18 protein-coding genes are annotated in these 20,257 nt (G+C 41.4%); all 18 read right to left on the minus strand.

Going from position 1 to position 20,257, the window contains the following annotated elements; translation table 11 throughout:
• Nucleotides 1–56: 56 nt before the first annotated feature.
• Complete coding sequence (locus ACRD7A_RS03905) at nt 57–1,382, minus strand: glycosyltransferase family 4 protein (RefSeq protein ID WP_430810987.1); 1,326 nt, start codon at nt 1,380–1,382, stop codon at nt 57–59.
• A gap of 400 nt (nt 1,383–1,782) precedes the next feature.
• The gene (locus ACRD7A_RS03910; RefSeq protein WP_430810988.1) at nt 1,783–2,910 is read right to left on the minus strand and encodes an AlbA family DNA-binding domain-containing protein; all 1,128 of its coding nucleotides are present in this window, start codon (nt 2,908–2,910) and stop codon (nt 1,783–1,785) included.
• Between the two features lie 253 nt (nt 2,911–3,163).
• Nucleotides 3,164–4,291 (minus strand): glycosyltransferase family protein, encoded by a 1,128-nt coding sequence (locus ACRD7A_RS03915; RefSeq protein WP_430810989.1) that lies wholly within the window; start codon nt 4,289–4,291, stop codon nt 3,164–3,166.
• A gap of 215 nt (nt 4,292–4,506) precedes the next feature.
• Nucleotides 4,507–4,941 (minus strand): IS200/IS605 family transposase, encoded by a 435-nt coding sequence (gene tnpA / locus ACRD7A_RS03920; protein WP_430810990.1) that lies wholly within the window; start codon nt 4,939–4,941, stop codon nt 4,507–4,509.
• A 290-nt stretch (nt 4,942–5,231) separates the two neighbouring features.
• Entirely contained in the window at nt 5,232–6,434 is a 1,203-nt protein-coding gene (gene wecC / locus ACRD7A_RS03925; protein WP_430810991.1) for a UDP-N-acetyl-D-mannosamine dehydrogenase, read from the minus strand.
• Between the two features lie 233 nt (nt 6,435–6,667).
• Nucleotides 6,668–7,102, minus strand: coding sequence for an IS200/IS605 family transposase (gene tnpA / locus ACRD7A_RS03930; RefSeq protein ID WP_430810992.1), 435 nt, complete (start codon nt 7,100–7,102; stop codon nt 6,668–6,670).
• 203 nt (nt 7,103–7,305) lie between these two features.
• On the minus strand, nt 7,306–8,454 hold the full coding sequence (gene wecB, locus ACRD7A_RS03935; RefSeq protein WP_430810993.1) for a non-hydrolyzing UDP-N-acetylglucosamine 2-epimerase: 1,149 nt from the start codon (nt 8,452–8,454) through the stop codon (nt 7,306–7,308).
• Nucleotides 8,455–9,410: 956 nt separating this feature from the next.
• Nucleotides 9,411–10,517 (minus strand): glycosyltransferase family 4 protein, encoded by a 1,107-nt coding sequence (locus ACRD7A_RS03940; RefSeq protein ID WP_430810994.1) that lies wholly within the window; start codon nt 10,515–10,517, stop codon nt 9,411–9,413.
• Nucleotides 10,517–10,963: a hypothetical protein gene (locus tag ACRD7A_RS03945; RefSeq protein WP_430810995.1), complete on the minus strand. Its 447-nt coding sequence runs from the start codon at nt 10,961–10,963 to the stop codon at nt 10,517–10,519. Before ACRD7A_RS03945 ends, ACRD7A_RS03940 begins: the two co-directional genes overlap by 1 nt.
• A gap of 1,448 nt (nt 10,964–12,411) precedes the next feature.
• Nucleotides 12,412–12,843 carry a hypothetical protein gene (locus ACRD7A_RS03950; RefSeq protein WP_430811110.1) on the minus strand — a complete coding sequence of 144 codons (432 nt, stop codon included), beginning with the start codon at nt 12,841–12,843 and terminating at the stop codon, nt 12,412–12,414.
• A gap of 13 nt (nt 12,844–12,856) precedes the next feature.
• On the minus strand, nt 12,857–13,795 hold the full coding sequence (locus tag ACRD7A_RS03955) for a glycosyltransferase family 2 protein (RefSeq protein ID WP_430811111.1): 939 nt from the start codon (nt 13,793–13,795) through the stop codon (nt 12,857–12,859).
• A gap of 41 nt (nt 13,796–13,836) precedes the next feature.
• Nucleotides 13,837–15,045, minus strand: coding sequence for a glycosyltransferase (locus tag ACRD7A_RS03960; protein WP_430811112.1), 1,209 nt, complete (start codon nt 15,043–15,045; stop codon nt 13,837–13,839).
• Nucleotides 15,042–15,572 carry a hypothetical protein gene (locus tag ACRD7A_RS03965; protein WP_430811113.1) on the minus strand — a complete coding sequence of 177 codons (531 nt, stop codon included), beginning with the start codon at nt 15,570–15,572 and terminating at the stop codon, nt 15,042–15,044. Before ACRD7A_RS03965 ends, ACRD7A_RS03960 begins: the two co-directional genes overlap by 4 nt.
• Nucleotides 15,569–15,751 (minus strand): glycosyltransferase, encoded by a 183-nt coding sequence (locus ACRD7A_RS03970; RefSeq protein ID WP_430811210.1) that lies wholly within the window; start codon nt 15,749–15,751, stop codon nt 15,569–15,571. Before ACRD7A_RS03970 ends, ACRD7A_RS03965 begins: the two co-directional genes overlap by 4 nt.
• 224 nt (nt 15,752–15,975) lie before the next feature.
• On the minus strand, nt 15,976–16,530 hold the full coding sequence (locus ACRD7A_RS03975; protein WP_430811114.1) for a DapH/DapD/GlmU-related protein: 555 nt from the start codon (nt 16,528–16,530) through the stop codon (nt 15,976–15,978).
• Nucleotides 16,527–17,774, minus strand: a complete 1,248-nt coding sequence (locus tag ACRD7A_RS03980) for a glycosyltransferase family 4 protein (RefSeq protein WP_430811115.1) — start codon at nt 17,772–17,774, stop codon at nt 16,527–16,529. The genes ACRD7A_RS03975 and ACRD7A_RS03980 overlap by 4 nt, the downstream gene beginning before the upstream one ends.
• A 107-nt stretch (nt 17,775–17,881) precedes the next feature.
• Nucleotides 17,882–18,772 (minus strand): hypothetical protein, encoded by an 891-nt coding sequence (locus ACRD7A_RS03985; protein WP_430811116.1) that lies wholly within the window; start codon nt 18,770–18,772, stop codon nt 17,882–17,884.
• A complete protein-coding gene (locus tag ACRD7A_RS03990) occupies nt 18,773–20,212 on the minus strand; it encodes an MBOAT family O-acyltransferase (protein WP_430811117.1) in 1,440 nt (479 codons plus the stop codon).
• Nucleotides 20,213–20,257: the final 45 nt, after the last annotated feature.

Genomic DNA, 20,257 nt, shown 5'->3' on the forward strand with positions numbered 1-20,257 from the left:
GAGTCAAGTCCCCCTCAGTCCTACGGACAGCTCCCCAAGGGGAGCATACCTAAAACCTACCAACCTAACAGCTCCAAGGTTCTGCGTGCCACTACATCCCAGGTGTATTTCTCTTTTACTCTATTATAGGCGTTTTCTTTCATTTGCTGCAGCTCACTATCGTCAACCGACATGGCTTCCATCATTGCGTTTTTAAGCCCACTCACAATATCACCTGATATCAACCAGCCATTGTTTTTATCCACCAGTTCGCCAGAGGCTCCCACATCGGTGGCGATAAGGGCACAGCCACAGGCCATAGCCTCCAGTATCACAGTGGGCATGCCTTCGGAGTAGGAGGGGCAAAGCAATACATCGCTCTCGTGCAGCAATGTTTGTATGGTTTGCTGGGAGGTGATGGTGCCGTGGTAGTGTAGGTAATTAGGTCGATAGGCTGATAGGTCGCTAGGGTTTGTTTTGTAGGGTTTGGGGTTTAGGTTGTGGGGTTTAGGGTTTAGGGTTGTAGTGTTTCTTTTCGCCCTATCACCAATGCCCTTCGTCCTATGCCCTATACCCTTTGCCCTATGCCCTATATCCTTTTCATTATCTCCTAAATCCAACCTTTTATTCTCTGGTATCGGTCCTATAAAATGGAGCTCAAAGGCGCTGCCTTCTGCTGTTAATTGCTGTGCCACGGTATTAATCTCCTCTATGCCTTTGCGGCGTTCGTAACGGCCGATGAAGATAAAGCGGCGGATAGTATTTTGAAACCTGACAGGTTTATTGATGTTTTGAAACGCAAACCTGTCAGGTTTTATTTCTTGCAGCCATTCCGGCGATATGGCATTGGGCACTTCAAACACCGAACCCGCTTTGGCACCCTGTTGATATAATAGAGGTGTTAGCTTGCCGCCCAGAGAAATTTGTTTGTTGGAATGCTTGATAATCGGTTTGGCAGCTATACGTAATAAATGGTGTTCTAACTTATTTTTCCGGTTAATGGCCTTTTGGTACATCTCCAACCCGTGCAGGTTAGTGACTACCCTGGGGTGTTGGGGGTGTTGTTTTAAGATGTACCACCCGGTAAAGCCCTGAGCGTAGATGCCATCATAGCTTTTGTCACTGACAGCCTTGTAAAGGGCTTTGGAATAGCAGTAGCTATTGTACACATAATGCCCTGGAAATGAGGGCGAGGACGGGTGCTTTACAAAATGAAACTGCAGGCGCTGCAACTCATCCGCGGTAAAATGCGCCTGTAAGCTTACATCGTCTGCCTGATTGGGATGAAAGATATGTACGTTTACACCTTGCCGGGCCCAGTACTTAGCCAGGTAGTAGCTGTGCTTTTGTATGCCACCCAAAGTAAAAGGGTAGAAGCCGTCGGTGAGGAGTGCGATGGTCATGAAGTTAGGTATTAGTTATTAGGACGCAGCAGAGCTGCTTTAGGGGTTAGATTATTAGATTGTTAGGTGAATAGGGGATAGGATTTAGGAAATAGGGTATAGGGGGGTAATGTATTCGGTATTTAAAGAGCAAAATAACCGCCTGTTTTTTTACTCCCCCTTCGTTCAATAAGGTTAAGTTTAAGTAAAAATCGAATATGCCGATCAATGGTTCCAAAGGGTATGTTCAAATCATGTACTATATCTTTCCCCTGTTTTCCGGGGCTGTGCATAATATATTGCAACACGAGCTTTTGGCCTTTATTTAATTCGTCATTTAATTCGTCATTTAGTGTTCCACTTGCTTTTATTGATTGCTTAAGCGGTATTTCGGTAACGAATATATCCTCCTCATTAAAAATTATTTTGTATTACCCGAGTAGGCTTCCGTATATTTATATACATTTTGTATGCCGGTTCCTAACTCTTCGCTATGTCCGATTTGTGTAAAAACATTGGCTATATCCGGGTTTTTAGGAAAAGGTTTATAAGTACCCGGCTCCAGCCTTCCAAAGTGCTTTGCCTTATTGGCATTTTGGGCAATAACCTTATCGGCATATATGATAAATGAAGAAGGGAAGGCGTTGCTATACTCGCGGTGGATCAGCATATTTGCTGCTACCTCTCTGAATATTTTATCGCGTAGCGAAACACGTTGAGTTCCTTGTAAATAAAACTTATCGGGCAAGTGTTTTCCTACAAATGCCATAATCCGGTCATAGGCTTCAATCAAATTACAACGAATGTTATCCCTATCATCATACCTGTCTGTATTTTCACGTCTTAAAACAGCATCGATCTTGTAATGGGGTAGGGCACTATGGATTATTTCTTCTTTCCCAAACAATAAAATGGCTGCCAAAGTAAACCCTTCCTCTCCGCTACTAATATCACGCCGGAACAAGCCTGTTATTTTGAAAAACTCATCATTAGACAGTTCATTCCAGGGATGGTTGGGACGATAGATACGTATCATTTTTCTTACCCGCTCAACAATACCATCGGCAAAATCATTTTCGTTCACAAAGGGGTAAATTTTGTTTTCGGAATATTGGCTACTCTTCCTAATATAGGCCTGCCGTATTTGTTCATCATTTTTTAGCTCAAAATCGCCATCGGCACCCCGGTCATAAATTTTACCCTTATGCCTATGAACCTGAGAGGAAACCGGGATGTACAGATAAAGAATGGTCTTACCCTTGTAATCTATTACTTTTGAGTCAATTAAAAAGGAGGGATATAAAAACTGTGGATTGTTGCTCAGGTTCGAGATTTGCTTTTGATACTGTCCGGCCAGTTCTTTTTCTATTCCTACCACTTGTCCATTGTCTTCCACACCAAGCAGTATTTCCCCACCACTACGATTGAGAAAGGCAACAACCGTATCAAACAGGTTTGAAGGAAGACCGCTGTTTGCTTTTTTAAATTCGATGCATAGTCCTTCGCCCGTGGCCAGCAACTGTTTTATTTTCCGGGTAATATTGTTCATGTGGTTTATACCAAAATACGCTTTTATACCTTTTTTAGCAAATTAAGTTGGGTCAATAGATCGTTAAATTGATTGATCAATAGGGTATAGGATTTAGGTTGTAGGGTATGGCGGTGACCGGTGTGCGGTTTGGCGGTGGCTGCTTTAATTGATGCAATTAATTATACTTAACCTTTTTTAAACCTGACAGGTTTAAAAAGGGATGCATATAATGTTGTGGGAATTAATTAGATTGTTGAAAAGATATGTTCTTCTAACCATATACTTTTTTATAGGCACTAATTACAGTAGTTGAGTTTTTGCTAAAATATTTTTGTGCCATAGCTTGGTTATGTTGCCTTTTTTCCCGTGTTATTTTTTTTAAAGCAACGTGGTCATTATCTCTATCAACCCAACCACAGTTTTCTTGTTGGATAAAGGAAGAATAGTCTCCGATATTGGGTGAAATAATTACTTTTAGGCCTGCCATCAGGTATTCTGCCACCTTAACAGGTGAAGCTACGCTATTGGTTATTGTTTGATGCCGGAGTAGTAGACCATAATCGCACAGACTGATGGCTGTATGCACCTGATCCGGTTCTACAGTAGTCAGTAATACCTGTTTTGGAAATTGCCTTTGGAAATTCAATAATTCATCTGTGGCCGGACATAATAACAGAGCAGCTGCCTGCTTATTCGCTTGTAGTTGCTGTGTTAAAAATGACACTAAGAGGTCGATGCCCTGCCACTTACCATTGCCACCGGCAAATGTAAACAGGGTTTTGTTTTTGTTGGCTTCTATAAAGCTTTTGACTTCATCAGGGATAGGCGATAACCTTTTACTTTGCGACACAGTGCATGGGATCACCACATGTTGGTTTGATGCATAGCCAAATTTCTCCTTCCAGTATTCAGTCAGTTGAAGGGTTACGGCAATGCGGAAATGACTTTTTAAAACGGCTTTCTCTTCGATGGCGAATAATTGGTTTTCAATACCACTACCTTCAAATACGGCATACTCCTCATGCTCGGCAAAGACAGCACCACGTCCATCATAAACAACTGATTTATTTTTAAATACGTCTATAGCCAGGCAGGTCGCCATGGGACCACGACAAATAATTTTACGGGTGGTTAAGAAAGGTTTGATTAGCCACAAAAGTAGTTTGTTTTGCTGCCAATATTTTAGAGGAGCTAAGGCCGGCAGTACCACTGCCTGTTGATTAAGCTGTTTGATCTTTGCCCGGTTTGTGCGAAAACCCCGTGGCGAAATAATTGCCAGGAGCTGTACCGTAAGCTTTGAATCAAGCGTATTCAGGTACTTGACCACTTCGATAACCTGACTGTTGTAGACTCCGCTGGGAGGGTCGTTAAAAGTGAAGTAGGTGATTTTATTTTGCATAGATGTGTTTTGTTTTGGCCTCTACGTCCAAGCTATTACCCCAACCTCCTGAAAGGGGCTTATCCTGTAAAGTTTTCTGCTAAAGCAGTGTTCTTGGGTTGTGTGGGATCAACGGCATAAATGCCGTTGATAGTAATGATTTAATCCCTTGTGAATGACTTGCCGAAGGCTAGCCTGCGGGATATTAAATGATAGTAATATGGCTTTAGCCAAAACTATTTCTTAATGATATTAAATCCATAGCGTTCAATAAATTTTTCATATTCCTGCGCAAAGGTCAGCTTTTTATGATGCTCTTCCTGGTTGGCAATATATTTTCGGACGGTATTCAAGCTATCATCACCTACACCAATGGCAAAATATTCGTCCTGCCATGCAAATTTCGTTGCAGTTAGTTTTCGCTGATTAATCCAAAAGGATGATTCGCCTTTTAGTAATTGAGCTATCTTGCCAATACTAAGATTATCATTCAACGAAACCAGACAATGCACATGATCCATATAACCATTGATGAAATCTATAAAGATGTTTTTCGATTCGGCGTTATTGCGAATATGAGAAAATACATCCTTACGAATCTCATCAGTTAAAAAAGGAATTCTGTTTTTAGTTGCCCATACATAATGGACATAAACACTGATGAATGACATGGTGTAGGTTTTATTTTTCGGCTCAAGCCTGATTACTTGCTTATAGTTTGTCAACGGCATAAATGCCGTTGTTAGTTATTATCTATGGATAGCTAGTATCACTTACTACAGGCTTTAACCTGCGTATATTAAATATAGCGAATTTTTGACTAAAACCGTATTGTTAGGTTGTCGTCAGTCAATGGCATAAATGCGATTGTTTGTAATGATTTAATCCCTTGTGCATAATTTGCCGCAGGCTTTAGCCTGCGGATAAAATGTGCAAGATGAAAGTCAGGCTTTAGCCAAAGCTATTTTCTGATACCACAAAAATCAAGTTCCAGCTTATCGATGGCAGTATCTATGAAGGCCGAATGCCGTACCAGCCATACAATAATATCTGCCTTTGCTAAGGCATCAGCCTGTTTTGACAAGCTAAAGCTCGCATGGGACTTTATATTTGGCTCAACAACTAATACTTCGCCACGCGACTCCGCTACAATGCGGGAAGTAATGTATTTGGCAGGTGACTCGCGCAAATCGTCAATATCGGGTTTAAAGGCCAGACCCATACAGGCAATCACAGGTTGTCGCCCATGCTCCACTTCAAACTCCAATGCTGTTTTTAAGGTTTTCTCTACGCACCAATCGGCTTTATAATCGTTGATTTCACGTGCCTGACGAATAACATGTGCCTGCTCTGGATAATCAGACACAATAAACCAGGGATCCACCGCAATACAATGGCCACCCACGCCACAGCCCGGTTGAAGAATATTGACCCGTGGGTGCTTATTGGCCAATTCAATCAACTCCCATACATTAATACCGGCTTTATCACAGATAATAGACAGTTCGTTGGCGAAAGCAATCTGCACATCGCGCGATGAGTTCTCTACCAGCTTACACATCTCTGCCGTGCGAGCATTGGTCGGGTGGAGCTGCCCTTCTACAAACAAACGGTAGAAGTTAATGGCTTTTTGCGTGGAGGCTTCATTGATGCCGCCAATCACGCGGTCGTTAGCCACCAATTCTTCCAGAGCTTTACCTGGCAGGATGCGCTCGGGGCAGTAGGCGATATGTACTTGATCTTTTAGTTCAGGGCGCTTTTGAAATATCAATTCCGCCATTTTTTCGGTGGTCAGCACCGGCGAGGTGGACTCAATGATAAACAAATCACCCTCTTTTAACAGTGGCAGGACACTTTTTGTGGCCGCTTCAACAAAGGAAATGTCCGGTTCGTTGTTCCCCTTAAATGGTGTGGGCACCACGATCAGGTACACATCGCCCTGCTTTAGGGTGCTACTTGCTTTTAGGTGACCTGTAAGAAGACCCTTTTGCACCAGCTCCTGCAGGCCGGGTTCGATAATGTGGATTTCGCCCTTGTTGATGGTTTCCACCACTGCGGGGTTAATATCGTAACCGCATACTTCAATTAGCTTGCCTGCAATAAGAGCAGCGGTTGGCAGGCCGATGTAGCCCATGCCTACGATGGATACTTTTGGTGTTTGCATAATTAAAAATTTAATACAGAGGCGCAAAGGCGCAGAGTTTGTATTTTGTGGCTCCCCTGAAAGAAAGACAGAGCGTGACTTCGTTTAATTTTCGGCTAAAGCCTTGTTGTTAGGTGCTTTGTAAATCAACGGCATGAATGCCATTGTTAGTAATGCTTCAAATCCCTTGTGAATGACTTGCCGCCGGCTTTAGCCTGCGGATAAGGTTTGAAAATATATGGCTTTAGCCAAAACTATTTCTTAATGATATTAAATCCATAGCGTTCTATAAATTTTTCATATTCCTGAGTGAAAGTCTGTTTTTTGTGATGTTCTTCCTGCTTAGCTATATATTTTCGGACGGCATTCAATTTGTCGTCTCCGACACCAATGGCAAAATATTCATCTTGCCAGGCAAATTTATGTGATGTCATCTTTTGCTGGTTAATCCAAAAGGATGATTCACCTTTTAACAGTTGGGCTATTTTACCAATACTAAGATCATCATTTAACGAAATCAGGCAATGTACATGATCGGTGTAACCATTGATAAAGTCAACATAGATGTTTTTAGATACTGCATTTTGCCGAATATGAGAAAATACATCTTTGCGAATGTCGTTAGTTAAAAATGGGAACCTGTTTTTAGTTGCCCAAACGTAATGGACATATACTTTTATGAAAGACATGGGTTTGGTTTATTTTCGGCTAAAGCCTTGTTGTTTGGTTATTTCTTTCTCACCGGGATAAATCCCGGTGCTAGTTAATTTGCTGCTTGGTTGGTTTCCTTCTTGATATCATTTGCCGTAGGCTAAAGCCTACGGTATGTTGGTGATATAAATATTGGCTTTAGCCGAAACTTTTTCTTCAAAAAAATTGATGCTGTTAACAATTACAGCTTCTTCTTCAAAAATTCAATAATCCTTTCACAAGCCTTGCCATCACCATAAGGATTATGGGCTTTCGACATTTGTTGATAAGCTGCTTCATCATTCAACAGCGTCAAGGATTCTTTGATGATTACCTCCTTATTAGTTCCCACAAGTTTAACCGTTCCGGCTTCCACGGCTTCGGGGCGTTCTGTTGTGTCGCGCATCACCAATACCGGTTTGCCTAAACCAGGCGCTTCTTCCTGGATGCCACCGCTATCGGTGAGTACAAAGTGGCTTTGGCTCATCAGGTAGATAAATGGTAGATACTCTAAAGGAGGAATCAAATGAACGTTGGCAATATGACCTAATACTTCATTGACCGGCTTTTGTACATTGGGGTTCAGGTGTACGGGGTAAATGATTAAAGCCTCCGGCTGTTGGGTGGCTATCTCTTTTATGGCCTCACACATCTGAACAAAGCCATCGCCAAAATTCTCCCGTCGGTGCCCAGTGATGAGTATTAGCTTTTTAGCAGCTAGCTGTTCTTCAATATCTGGTATGTGTGTACCAATGGTTTGAGTTATCTCTTGCTTTAAGGCCGCTGACTGTTCTATTTTTTCCAGTGCGAGGTGCAATGCATCCACCACCGTATTGCCGGTGACTGCTATGTGCTGCTCGTTTATATTTTCTTCGAGCAGGTTACTTTTCGAGAGGGCAGTGGGGGCAAAATGCAGCGTGCTGATGCGGCCTGTTAGCTGGCGGTTCATCTCTTCGGGCCAGGGAGAATAGATATTGTTGGTGCGCAAACCGGCTTCAATGTGTCCAACGGGTATTTGCTGGTAGAAGGCAGCCAGGGCAGCAGCTGTGCTGGTGCTGGTATCGCCGTGAACCAATACCATATCAGGCTGAAACTCCTTTAACACATCCCGAATGCCCAGTAAGGCACGTGAGGTAATATCGTATAAATCCTGACCCGGCTTCATCAGGTTTAAATCGTAATCGGGCACTATATCGAAAAGGCGCAGCACCTGATCGAGCATCTCGCGGTGTTGGGCAGTGACGCATACTTTAGTAGTGAATTCAGACTCGGCAACCAGCGCTTTTACCAGGGGCGCCATTTTAATGGCCTCGGGGCGTGTACCGAAGATGAGAAGGATATTTTTTGACATAGTTATATTTTATTATGGGATAAAACCCTGCTGCTTAGTTGTTTTTGCTCAACGGCATAAATGCCGTTTTTACTTATACAATTTGATTAGCTATTTTCATAATACCAATAATAAGGCTTTACCCAAAACTGCTTCTTGATAATGATAAAGCCATATAGAGCAATAAACTTAATGAAAAAATATGAAATAGTTATTTATGGCTGAAGCCAAGTTTCTATGTTATGCCTGATCAACGGCATAAATGCCGTTGTTAGTTATTATACCGAGATGGTTTGTTTCACTTGCCGCTGGCATTAGGCTGTGGCTGTATGGATGCTACTATCAGGCTCGCATCTGGATGGGCAAGGCGCTTAGTAAGCTGCGATCCTTTGACAAGCCATTTTTTTAAGTTATGTCTGTTCACCGACATTAATGCTGTTGTTAGTGATGTGGCTTGCCATGTCTGTATCTATGTATTTATCACTTGCCACTGGCATTAGGCTGCGGTATTGGATAGGTTAACATCAGGCTTTAGCCGAAAATACCATACCCCCAACCCCCCTGAAGGGGGCTTGAAGAGCAGCTTGGTTAGCTTTCTTTCAAATTTCGGCTAAAGCCTGGTTACATATTATCGCAGTTCAACGGCATAAATGCCGTTGTTAGTTAATTTGCTGCTTGGTTGGTTTCCTTCTTGATATCACTTGCCGCTGGCATTAGCCTGCGGAATGCGGAAATGCCAACATCCGGCTTTAGCCGAAAATACCATACCCCCAACCCCCTAAAGGGGGCTTTAGCCTCCCACACCGTTAACCGCCTACCGCTTTTTCCCTAAATCCTAACCTGGACAAGCCAGAAAAGTACAAAGTATCAAGATTTGAGTATCAAGACTATTGGCAGCTTGCTTATATTTTCTGCCAAAAAATACACGAATTTCATTTGTTATACACTAAAGCCTAACGATCTATCGACCTAAAGGCCTATTTACCTAAGCCATAAACCTCCACAAGCCTCTGTGCATGGCGTTCCGGATCATGCTCTTCCTTAATCCGCCTGAGGGCTGCCGCTGCTTTAGGCTGAATTATTTCCGGTGACGCTAAAATTTCTTTAACGGTGGTGTAAAGCTCTTTTTCAATGGTTTTACTGAACATGGCTCTCTCTTCAGGTATATGCAACACTCCATTACCCAATGTGTCTTTGGGTACTTTAATTACCCACCCACATTCGTTGTTATTGATTTCGGGCAGGGCACGAATGTCGGTAGTGATAACCGGACAACCACAGGCCTGCGCTTCCAATACAAAATAACCATAGGTGTCGGCATAAGTGGGCATGAGGGCTACGTGGCTTTGCTTTAACAAAGTTAATAACTCGTTGTTGGGTAATTTGCCAATGATGCTAATGGAAGGAGGTAGTGTGGCAAATCGCGCATTAAGCTCTTCTGTGTCTTTTTGTGTGGTATGCGAGGCATAACCATCAGGGCTAAAGTTGGAAATGATGTTAAGCTGAAAATTATATCCTTCAGCATGAAGCTTTTGAAAAGTAGCGAGTATTTCGCGGCCACCTTTGCCAAAAAACTGATTACCCACAAAGGTAAAAATAACAGGCGCGATAACCCTCTCTCTCACTCTCTCTACCAACACAGGTTGTGGTGGGTGCAGCACGATGGTTTTAGCCATGATGGCAGCACTTAGGTGCGGGTGTTTTTCTTCTAAAAACTGCTTTTGAATATTATACGTGCATTGTGAAATGGCAATAAGACCCAAGCAGTCGTTACCGGCCAAGCGCTTTACAGCCCAACTGTTTAGCCAAGTGGGTACTTTACCTAAACGGGGCAAAGCCGTTTCGAAGGTGGTGACAAAACGCTGGCGGCTCAGGGCGATGCCATTAAAAAAATGAAGGGTGGCTTTGCGTGATTTAAACGGATGCCAATACAGGTTTAAGCCCCATTGTGGTATGTTGTTTAGCCATTTGAACGAAATATGGCAGATGAGTTTAAAAACATCGACCGATTGCTTGAATCGAACCAAGCGGCTGTTTAAAAAATTACGACGCTCGGGGTAGCCTTTGTGGGAGTGGAAAATCATTAGTAAATGTATTTTAGTAGAAAGCCTAAGTTTAGAGGGCATAACAGATAATCTGCAAAGCGATTTTTCCAGGCAATCATTCGTTGCGAACCCCATTTGTTATGAAAAATAATCCTGTCTTTATTCGCTTTTTCATTATAACCAAAGCCATCTGTTATACTTGAAGTTTCACCGCCTAAATGTACGACATTGGAATTAGGAACCAGATAGTGGGGAATATTGTATTTACGCAAGGTTAAAGCAAAATCATCATCCTGGAAATAAAAATCGAATTGTTCATCGTGTAACGATATGGTATCAAACAATTCACGCTTAGCAATATAACACCAGCCAACAAATTCTTTTCGTATGCGGTAGCCTTTTTTTACTCTATCGAACTCCTTGCTTCTTGTCCACTTAGATTTAGGGTCTTTGGGGCAAAAGCAAAGACCATTAGTATTTTTCATGGTGGCATATATTGCGCTAAACCAACCCTTTTGAAAAATTAAATCATTATTACAGAAAGCTATGTATTAGTTTTGAGTGAGTGTGATGCCTTTGTTTAGGTATTTATTAAAATGAAAGGGTTCATCAGGGATAATTACCTTTACTTTCGGAAACGTGCTGTAAGACATTTCTAATTCATTGAAGTTTTTGTTGCTTTCGAAAAGCAGAACATTAAAATTGAATTCAGTTTCCGATCGAAATAAACTGTCCAAACAGTTTAAATTCATCTGATAAATTTCCGAATTAATGCAGTTGCTAAGAATAATAATATCTACTTGTGTCATGTGTTTTGTTAATGTTAAATCCTACTCCTTAGACTATGGGAATGGAGAACAGTAGTTTCGGCTAAAGCCAGGTTTCGTATTATAGTGGTTCAACGGCATAAATGCCGTTGTTAGTTATTATCGCAGGATGGTATGTATCACTTGCCGCCGGCTTTAGCATGCGGCTGTATGGATGCTACTATCAGGCTCGCATTTGGATGGGCAAGGCGCTTAGTAAGCTGCGATCCTTTGGACAGCTATTTCTTTAAGTTATGTCTGTTCACCGACATAAATGCGGTTGTTAGTGATGTGGCTTGTTATGTCTGTATCTATGTATTTTTCACTTGCCGCCGGCTTTAGCATGCGGCTGTATGGATGCTACTATCAGGCTCACATCTGGATGGGCAAGGCGCTTAGTAAGCTGCGAGCCTTTGATCGGCCATTTCTTTAAGTTATGTCTGTTCAACTGCATAAATGCCGTTGATAGTGATGTGGCTTGTTATGTCTGTATCTATGTATTTTTCACTTGCCGCCGGCTTTAGCATGCGGCTGTATGGATGCTACTATCAGGCTCACATCTGGATGGGCAAGGCGCTTAGTAAGCTGCGAGCCTTTGATCGGCCATTTCTTTAAGTTATGTCTGTTCAACTGCATAAATGCCGTTGATAGTGATGTGGCTTGCTATGTCTGTATCTATGTATTTTTCACTTGCCGCTGACTTTAGCCTGCGGTATTGGATAGGTTAATATCCGGCTTTAGCCGAAAATACCATACCCCCAACCCCCTAAAGGGGGCTTGAAGTGCAGCTTGGTTACACCCCCAAACCCCCTGAAGGGGGCTTTGGCGACCCGGTTCTCCCCTTTAGGGGAGTTAGAGGGGTAGGACGGGGTAAAAAAGAATGCGGTCAGGCATGGGACTTTCCACTCAGTCCTGCGGATAGCTCCCTACCGAAGTGTCGAGACAGGCAAGGGGAGAATATTTAATTCTATGGAGCTACAAGCGTGAACGTTAGAGGGGTAAATAAGTGCGATGCTCATGATCTTTTATTATTTAGCCAGACCTTTTAGTTTTTCTTCATAAATTGTTATTTCCTTCTTTATGCGGGGCAAATAACTCAGTATTGTTATGGATAGAATAATCCAAAATTATATAAGGAAGCAATTAAACTTACTTATTAAAATCCCGGTGCTTACGAAGGCCAATAAAGGGGCAATAAACAGATTATCTATCCTTACATAATAAAACGAGTTCAGGTTGCTAATCTTAGCCAAATAGTAGTTGGCCAGTTCAAAGTTTCGGTTTAATGCTGCTATCTCAAAATGTTTTGGCTGGTCACTAAACTCGAACCATATCCTGCCGATAATATTATTTTTGAGGGAAACGGAAAGTTGATGGATGATAACGCCAATGGGTACGGATGCTAATCCCAGTGCAACAGCATAGAAGCTCTCTGTTTTACTCTTTGCGGCATAGGCAAGGAGTGTTTCTAACGAGCCAAACTTGCAGGTGGTGTAATACAACACACACCAAAGCAAATAGGAGGTACCCGACACGCCGTAGCGCAGAAATTGTTTCATGGTGTTCCAGTAATTATTTTTTAGTCTGTTTTTGCCATCGCCTAAACAGCTCCGCTCCCCGAAACCCCAAAATGTTAAATAACCAAACATACGGCCTGGTGGAGTGTGTTTGGTTGGGAGAGGGGCGATAGTGCTCTTTTAGGTATTGCTTGTGCAGGCGGTTGGCTGTTTTAAAATCTTCTTCGGCCATTATTTTTAGTATTCCAAACAGGGCATCCTGGTAAAAGGCTTTTTCGACTTTGTAATGCTCCGGTTGATAGTGTTGCAGCCACTCCACTATTTCGATGCGTTTGTTAAAAAAGCGTTGCCATTTTTCGGAGTGGTTGCTTTGCGAGATTTGCCCGAAGGGGCGTTCGCGCACGATGGTGAGTGGTTCTTGATCAAAGGCCACTTTATCATTCTGTTGCAAGAGGCGGAACATGAGATCGGCCTCCTGACTGCTTTTGAGGGCTTCGTCCCAACCTCTAATTTGGTCAATGTAACGGCGATTCCAAAGGTTGGCACAGGTATTTCCCAGCTGGGTGACAAAGAGACTTTTAAAAGGATTTCGCTCAAACGGCCTATTGGGAGTGTCTTTGCCCGTCAAGTCGCGCTTTAGGCAGCTGCCGGCAATAAAACTGCAATCGGGGTTTTCTTTAAGCATGCCAACTTGATGCTCAATTTTTTCGGGCATCAGCAAATCATCGGCATCCAAAAACTGAATCCATTCCCCTTTGGCCAAAGCAAGTCCTTTGTTGCGGGTGGCAGGAGCCCCCAGCTTGCTTTCTTTGTTGATAATCAGTTGTGGATATTGCTGTTTGAGTTGTTCCAGCTTTTCCCGGGTGGCATCGCTGCTGTTGTTGTCGATGCAGATGACTTCGATGTGGGGATAAGTTTGGGTGTATGCCGAATGGACGCATTCTGCTATATAGTCCTGTACATTGTAACAGGGAATAATGATTGAGATGAGCATGTTATATACTTGAAATAAATAATGTGGGATAGAGGGATTGTTTATTCTATCTTTAAGTTTTTTAGCAGCTTGGCAAAGCCGAAGTAATTGCGTTGGGCATTAAAATTAAGGTTCCATACTTCATGTACTAGCCGGCGTTTTTCAGGGCTTTGATATCCGACAAAAACTTGAAGCAAGCCATCTTTAATTTGTTTTGGTGCGGGGCTTGCTTGCAATAGCACTCCGGATTTAGGGTTTATTATTTCCGATGTGCCCCCTACATCAGTTGCTACAACAGGGATACCATAGCTAACGGCCTCCATAATAGACACAGGAAGTCCCTCGGAAGAGGATACGTTGATAAAGGCATCCACTATATGTTGATGGTAATATTCATAAATGGCTGTATTGGGCAATTGTCCTTTAAACTCAACCTCAATATTGTCAGGTAGTAGTTGTTTGGCCAGCTTTTTTACTTCTTCCAGCAAAGGGCCGTCGCCAAAGTGCACCCAGCGGATGGGTATGTCTTTTACCTGTGCCAGGGCTTCCACAATCAGGTGAACCCGCTTAATGTCTACCACGCGCGAACAACTCACCAGGGTGTAGGTATCATCTTGCCTGGCTTTGGCTATAAAGGGATGCTTGTGCTCCACACCGAGGTAGGAGAGCTGGTATTTGTGGGCATAAGCCGGGTATTTCTGTTGCATGTAGTGAAGGCCGTCGGCGGCAATCAGGTAAAGCTTCGACACATAATGCAGCTGAAAAACTCGGAAGGGGATAAAGCCCATGGGGTTGCGCTCTTCATACAAATCGAAACCATGAGCACGGGAGATAAAACCATTAATCTTATGCTGTTGCTTCAGGATGGCCAGCAGGGTGCTTTGCTCGTTAAACCAGTAGGCATAGTGGAGGGTATTAATCAGCAGCTGCTTGCGTTTTAAAAGGGTATACAGCACCTGTGCCTGATAGCCTGCCCGCAGGAGTGTGCTAAAAGTCAGTTTTTTATTTGTGCTGCGGCGCACATCGGAAAGGCAGTGGCGCATCCAGCTACCGGCGTGTTGCAGCCCTTTCGCGGTAGTATAGCCACTGTAGTCGGCCACGCAAACTTCCACGTTGGCGGGTAAGGGGCGGGGCCTACCTTCCGCAGTGCCCGGTATAATCACTACCCGCTCAAAAGCCTGCGCCAGATAGGTGATTTCTGTTTCGATAAACTGTTCGCCCAGTCCGTAAGGAAATTGGGCGGTATGGAGGCAGAGGGTGATGTTGGTCATTTGATGAAAAAAATTGCTTTAATTAAGCGTTTTACTAGTTGGATACCATTTGAAAAGATTTGCTGTGTTCTGGCTAAAAGGTAATTTAGTGTATCAATTCTATATGGATTTAACCAACTATTTTGTTTTTTCAAATTTGCAGCTCTTATAATCTTTCCCCGTAAGCCATTTGAAATATTCTGACCGTGGATTACCTGAAGCCAGTGATACCCTTTTATTTGTGTTTGCGCTAAAGTTTCAGAATGGTCGTGGTTTAAAATGCTTTTGATGCCATTACTTACATTCTCTATTTTGGAAAGAAACGGACTGTTTTTATAGGTGTATTTCGAAAACACTTGTTTTTCAATACTGTAGCATAATCTTTGACAAAAATTGATGAATTCCCCATGCTTTTCCTTGAAATTTTGTTGAATCAGTTCGATATATTTTGGGCCGATTGCATCATCATTATCTAAACGTGAGGTGAGGATGTATTCTGTGTTATGTTGGTTAAAATTCAATAGATCTGTTCCTACCTGTCTTTTCATCTGTTCAAAAGAGATACTTTTAAGAGATGAGTGTTATCAGGCACATGGTTTTCTAATTGCTTGAGCGCCCATTTTGGTGTTAGTGCATCTATATATATTAACCAGGTAAAATTATTTCTGGTCTGATTTTTCACTCCGGACAAACAATATTTTAAGAATATTTCTATTCTTTGTTTCAGCCATTTTTCGTCGGGACTCTTCCCGTTGACCTACGGTACATTGAAGCGGGTGATTAAGAAGTGATTGAATTTCAAGTTTATGCTACTTTATTATGAAAGATAGAAAGTGTCTCCTTGTCTTTTCTTATGAAAAGCTTGGCTCAAATAAGGTAATGGCGATATTGATAGCCCAGAGTATTAAGATTATTCAGCTATAGATTATTAGTTGCAGAGCTATGAATGGCTTAATGGTTGTAACCAATACCGGTTGTCATTCTATCATTCATTTCTTTTTTTAGTTCAGGGGTAACATTCTTACGAAGGCTGTATTTATCAGAAAAAACGGGCACCTGGCTAATTTCCTTTTTCCTTTTTTCTAAATATTCATCAATTGAGCACATATATTTGGCCGGATTTCCTGCTACTACTGAATTACTGTCGATACTTTTTGTAACGACAGAGCCTGCACCAATAACCACATTATCACCAATTGTAACACCCGGTAAAATAATACTTGCAGCCCCTACAAAGACATTGTTTCCTATTTTTACCTTGCCTAAACGGGTGTAGTCAATAAACTTTCTAGTGCTAGCATCATGTGCTAAAATATGTACTCGCGGTGCCAGGGTTACATTATCACCAATAGTGATATGCCAGCAATGTGAGAAATCAATTATTACTTGTCCCATCATGTCGAAATTTTCTCCAACAATCAAACCTTTTTGCTTTAAATCTTCCAACTGATTATATGGCTTAGGTGGATTAATAAGGCGTTTAATCCTTCTTAAAAAATCAATCATGATAATTTATGTTTAATACGATTTATTGCTTTGAATATTCTTGTTCTAATTTTTAAACGGTATCTGACTTTTTCTAATAAAGTAGGTTTTCTGAAGTCACCATAAAGACGTAATTTTTTAGATGGTAATTTAATTTTTGTTGGTATAATAAATTGTTTTTTAGTTTTTTGTGATGATAATCGCTCAAAGAGGTAAATCCATTTTTCTGCAGCCGCGTTAATGGAGTATCTAGCATCTATTGTCGCAATTGCATTTGCTGCAATTGATTTTAAATTATAATTATCCTGCTGAATTTTTATTATTAAATTTTTAAAATCATCTTTTAAGTTCTTAATAATGAATCCGTTTTTTCCATGCTTAACGAGTTCATCAATTCCATGAAAATTGGCAACAATGGGAATTAATCCACAAGACATACCATCCATTATGGCACCGGGCATACCTTCAAACTCGGAAAATAACAATATAAACCTGTGCTTGGATAATTCCTTTTTATACAAATCACCACCTAATTTTGGTTTACATTCAACAATGTTTTGAATGCCTAGGTTCTCAGCTTTTTTAGAATAAGTTATTACTTCGCTTTCATAGCCACCAACCATTGTAAGGCTTACATTTGGGTTTAATGCATATAGTTCCGCAACTGCTTCAAGCATCGTAGTTAGTCTTTTCGGCCTTTCCATAAAGCGCCCTGCATAAACAAAAGAATAACTGGGCTTAGATTGGTCAGCAAAATGTATAGAAAGAGGAACGCCTGAAGGAATTACTTCCGTTATTAGATTATTTGTGTTATGCTTTTGTAGTTCTTTCTCAAGAAATGAACTAACACAAACAATTGCATCGTGTTTATAAATTGGATGCGTTGCAAAAAATACGGCTTTGCTTTGGGCTGTTGGGTCTGGTGTTCGATGCGTGGAAATTATCGGTATTCCCGCTTTTCGCAGGTAAGGAGCTAAAAAACTGGCGCTTGTAGAGGTATTCGCTACAAAAATATCTGGTTGAATCTCACTAATAATTCTAGCATACCATTTTACTTGATCTTCGGTATAATGCATTCTCTCACAAATGTGACATTTTATTCCAAGATTCTGAAGCTTTCTGGCATTAGGATAGTCTTGAGTATACAAAACCAAGGCATGTATTGTATGGTTACTCTCAGCAAGTTTACTTAGCAATCTTAATGCATTTATGGTTGGTCCTCCAGCATAATCTGCATAATCGTAAAACTGAAATGCGATTTTCATATTAATAATTCTTGGTCTTGGTAGTTGTGGCTTTTTTACCAATTAATATCTGGCGTATACTTCTTATCACTGTTTTGCTATTTATTTCCTTAATAAGCTTTTGCAATCTAATCAGAAATTATTTTACGAATGTTGGTATTAAACCAAGTAGAAAACTTATGTGCCCCTCTATAATTTAAATGGCCTAAATCGGCAAAATCATTATTTGATAGAGGATAGTTTGCAAAATCAATAAACTTTATATCTCGAAATAAGGAGTCCTTTACATGCTTTAATACCAAATCATTTTGCTTCAATAAATAATTTTTGTGAACAGGGCAGCGAATTAAAAGTACCTGCTTATTATTTTTTTTACATAACTGAATTAATTTTATGAGATAGTCGATGTTTGTGGTTGATAATCTGCACGTCTTGCTCTTTTCTTCAGAAAACGGTGTGTTTTGAAGAATGGAATCTACCTTGCTAACTGTTAGTTGTTTATAACCTCCTATTCTTGTGGAATAATTATAGTCGTTGGTAACTATATCAACCAGTCTGTTTTGTCCAATAATTGAGCTACTATTTAGAAATGCCCTAAAACTATTTTTCAGTAGTATTTTCTTTTCAGTAAGACCCATTATTGGGGACAATTTCACATATCGGTGCATCAAGTATTTTTCACTCCAAATATTTAGGTTAGCTTTATCAACAAGTTGATTGCTAGAAAAATCAATAAAGACGGTTTTTATCTCGGGATTTTGTTCTAATACTTTCTTTGTTTTAAAATAGGTATAAAAATAGGCTTCACCGGATTCACCAAGATTGCGAAAGTTGTTGATAAGCGAATCGTTGAAAGCACATTCGGGGTGTGAGTGACCCACTACAATATGCGTGGGCTTGCCCGGAAGTACGAAATTAGCCTTTGAATTAATTAAAGCAGAAGTGGCCACATCGAATATTACAACTAAAGCAATGCCAACAAAGAAATATAGGAGCGTAAAGTGGATAAACTTTTTCATCTAAAACTGGAAATAAATAAATGTTTGCGCTTCATTAACCATAAGCAGGAAGGTAATACTGCCCAAAATAAAATAGGCAGGCCTCCGCAGCCAAGGGGTTGTATTGTTGATACGCTCTAAAGCATTATCGTGCCTAAATACAAACCATTCTAATAATCCCCAAACTCCAATTATAAAGATATATTTGGGATGGAAATAGTAGAAGTTTTCCGGCAGAAAGGGTCGGGTAAGGATATTGCTTAGATATTCGAAGGCGATGCTAATATTTTCGGCTCGGAAAAACACCCAGGCCAGGCAGGTTAGGGTAAAGGTTAAGCCCATCTGGAATATTTCTTTGAGCGAGGGCAGATGTTTGTTTTCTGCTATCGCTCCTGTATTCTTGCGGTTATAACCGGTGAGAAGCAAGGGTATAAAATAAATAGCATTTACAGCACCCCAGGCGATAAAGGTCCAGTTGGCGCCATGCCAAAAACCACTCACAAGGAATATAATAAAAGTGTTGCGAATAGCACGCGCTGTATTTACCCGGCTGCCACCCAGTGGAATATACAGGTAATCGCGGAACCAAGTGGTGAGAGAGATGTGCCAGCGACGCCAGAATTCGGCCACATCGCGTGAGAAATAGGGGGTACGGAAGTTGGTCATCAGCTTAAACCCAAAGAGGCGTGCCGTACCAATTGCAATATCGGAATAGCCTGAGAAGTCGCCGTATATCTGCAATGCAAAATAAATGCTGCCCATAATAAGCACCGAGCCGGGGAGTGTTTCGTAGTTATCAAATATTTGATCTACCATTACGGCGCAGTTATCGGCTATCACCATCTTTTTAAAGAGTCCCCAGAGTATCTGTCGCATACCGGTAGCACCTTCTTCGTATGAGAACACCCGTTTCTTTTGGAACTGGGGCAGTAGATTGGTGGCACGTTCAATGGGCCCGGCTACCAACTGCGGGAAGAAACTCACATAGGCAAAAAAAGCAATAATATCGTTGGTGGGCTGTAGTTTTTTGCGGTACACATCAATGGAGTAACTCATCGTTTGGAAAGTATAAAAACTGATACCAACGGGCAGCACCACATCTAAAGTAAAGGGGTGCATTATATAACCCACTTGAGCTAAACCATCGGCCAGGGATTGAGCAAAGAAATTAAAATATTTGAATACTCCCAGAAAACCCAGATTAGTCAGCAGACTAATGGTTAAAAAGAGGCGCCGGGTGTTACGCTTATCACTGTGCTCAATTTTCAGCCCGGCAATGTAATCTACCAATGAACTAAAGGCAATGAGCGATAAAAAGCGCCAGTCCCACCAGCCGTAAAAGACATAAGAAACCACAAGCAGCAAAAAGTTTTGTGCTTTCAGGCTTTTATTGGTCACAAACCAGTATAAGACAAAGACGATGGGTAGGAATAAAGCGTATTCGAATGAATTGAAGAGCATTGATGATAATAATTACTAATGATGAGTTAGGGGATAAGTGGCATG

Origin of the sequence: Carboxylicivirga longa (genome assembly GCF_050589825.1) — a bacterium.
Lineage (GTDB): Bacteria > Bacteroidota > Bacteroidia > Bacteroidales > Marinilabiliaceae > Carboxylicivirga > Carboxylicivirga longa.

Coding starts and splice junctions, on each gene's coding strand:
- ACRD7A_RS03950 (WP_430811110.1), bottom strand. CDS start 12,843: ATGAAACAATTTCTGCGCTACGGCGTGTCGGGTACCTCCTATTTGCTT.
- tnpA (WP_430810992.1), bottom strand. CDS start 7,102: ATGTCTTTCATAAAAGTATATGTCCATTACGTTTGGGCAACTAAAAAC.
- ACRD7A_RS03985 (WP_430811116.1), bottom strand. CDS start 18,772: ATGAAAAAGTTTATCCACTTTACGCTCCTATATTTCTTTGTTGGCATT.
- wecB (WP_430810993.1), bottom strand. CDS start 8,454: ATGTCAAAAAATATCCTTCTCATCTTCGGTACACGCCCCGAGGCCATT.
- ACRD7A_RS03975 (WP_430811114.1), bottom strand. CDS start 16,530: ATGATTGATTTTTTAAGAAGGATTAAACGCCTTATTAATCCACCTAAG.
- ACRD7A_RS03905 (WP_430810987.1), bottom strand. CDS start 1,382: ATGACCATCGCACTCCTCACCGACGGCTTCTACCCTTTTACTTTGGGT.
- ACRD7A_RS03910 (WP_430810988.1), bottom strand. CDS start 2,910: ATGAACAATATTACCCGGAAAATAAAACAGTTGCTGGCCACGGGCGAA.
- ACRD7A_RS03990 (WP_430811117.1), bottom strand. CDS start 20,212: ATGCTCTTCAATTCATTCGAATACGCTTTATTCCTACCCATCGTCTTT.
- ACRD7A_RS03955 (WP_430811111.1), bottom strand. CDS start 13,795: ATGCTCATCTCAATCATTATTCCCTGTTACAATGTACAGGACTATATA.
- tnpA (WP_430810990.1), bottom strand. CDS start 4,941: ATGTCATTCATCAGTGTTTATGTCCATTATGTATGGGCAACTAAAAAC.
- wecC (WP_430810991.1), bottom strand. CDS start 6,434: ATGCAAACACCAAAAGTATCCATCGTAGGCATGGGCTACATCGGCCTG.
- ACRD7A_RS03980 (WP_430811115.1), bottom strand. CDS start 17,774: ATGAAAATCGCATTTCAGTTTTACGATTATGCAGATTATGCTGGAGGA.
- ACRD7A_RS03965 (WP_430811113.1), bottom strand. CDS start 15,572: ATGAAAAGACAGGTAGGAACAGATCTATTGAATTTTAACCAACATAAC.
- ACRD7A_RS03915 (WP_430810989.1), bottom strand. CDS start 4,291: ATGCAAAATAAAATCACCTACTTCACTTTTAACGACCCTCCCAGCGGA.
- ACRD7A_RS03945 (WP_430810995.1), bottom strand. CDS start 10,963: ATGAAAAATACTAATGGTCTTTGCTTTTGCCCCAAAGACCCTAAATCT.
- ACRD7A_RS03940 (WP_430810994.1), bottom strand. CDS start 10,517: ATGATTTTCCACTCCCACAAAGGCTACCCCGAGCGTCGTAATTTTTTA.
- ACRD7A_RS03960 (WP_430811112.1), bottom strand. CDS start 15,045: ATGACCAACATCACCCTCTGCCTCCATACCGCCCAATTTCCTTACGGA.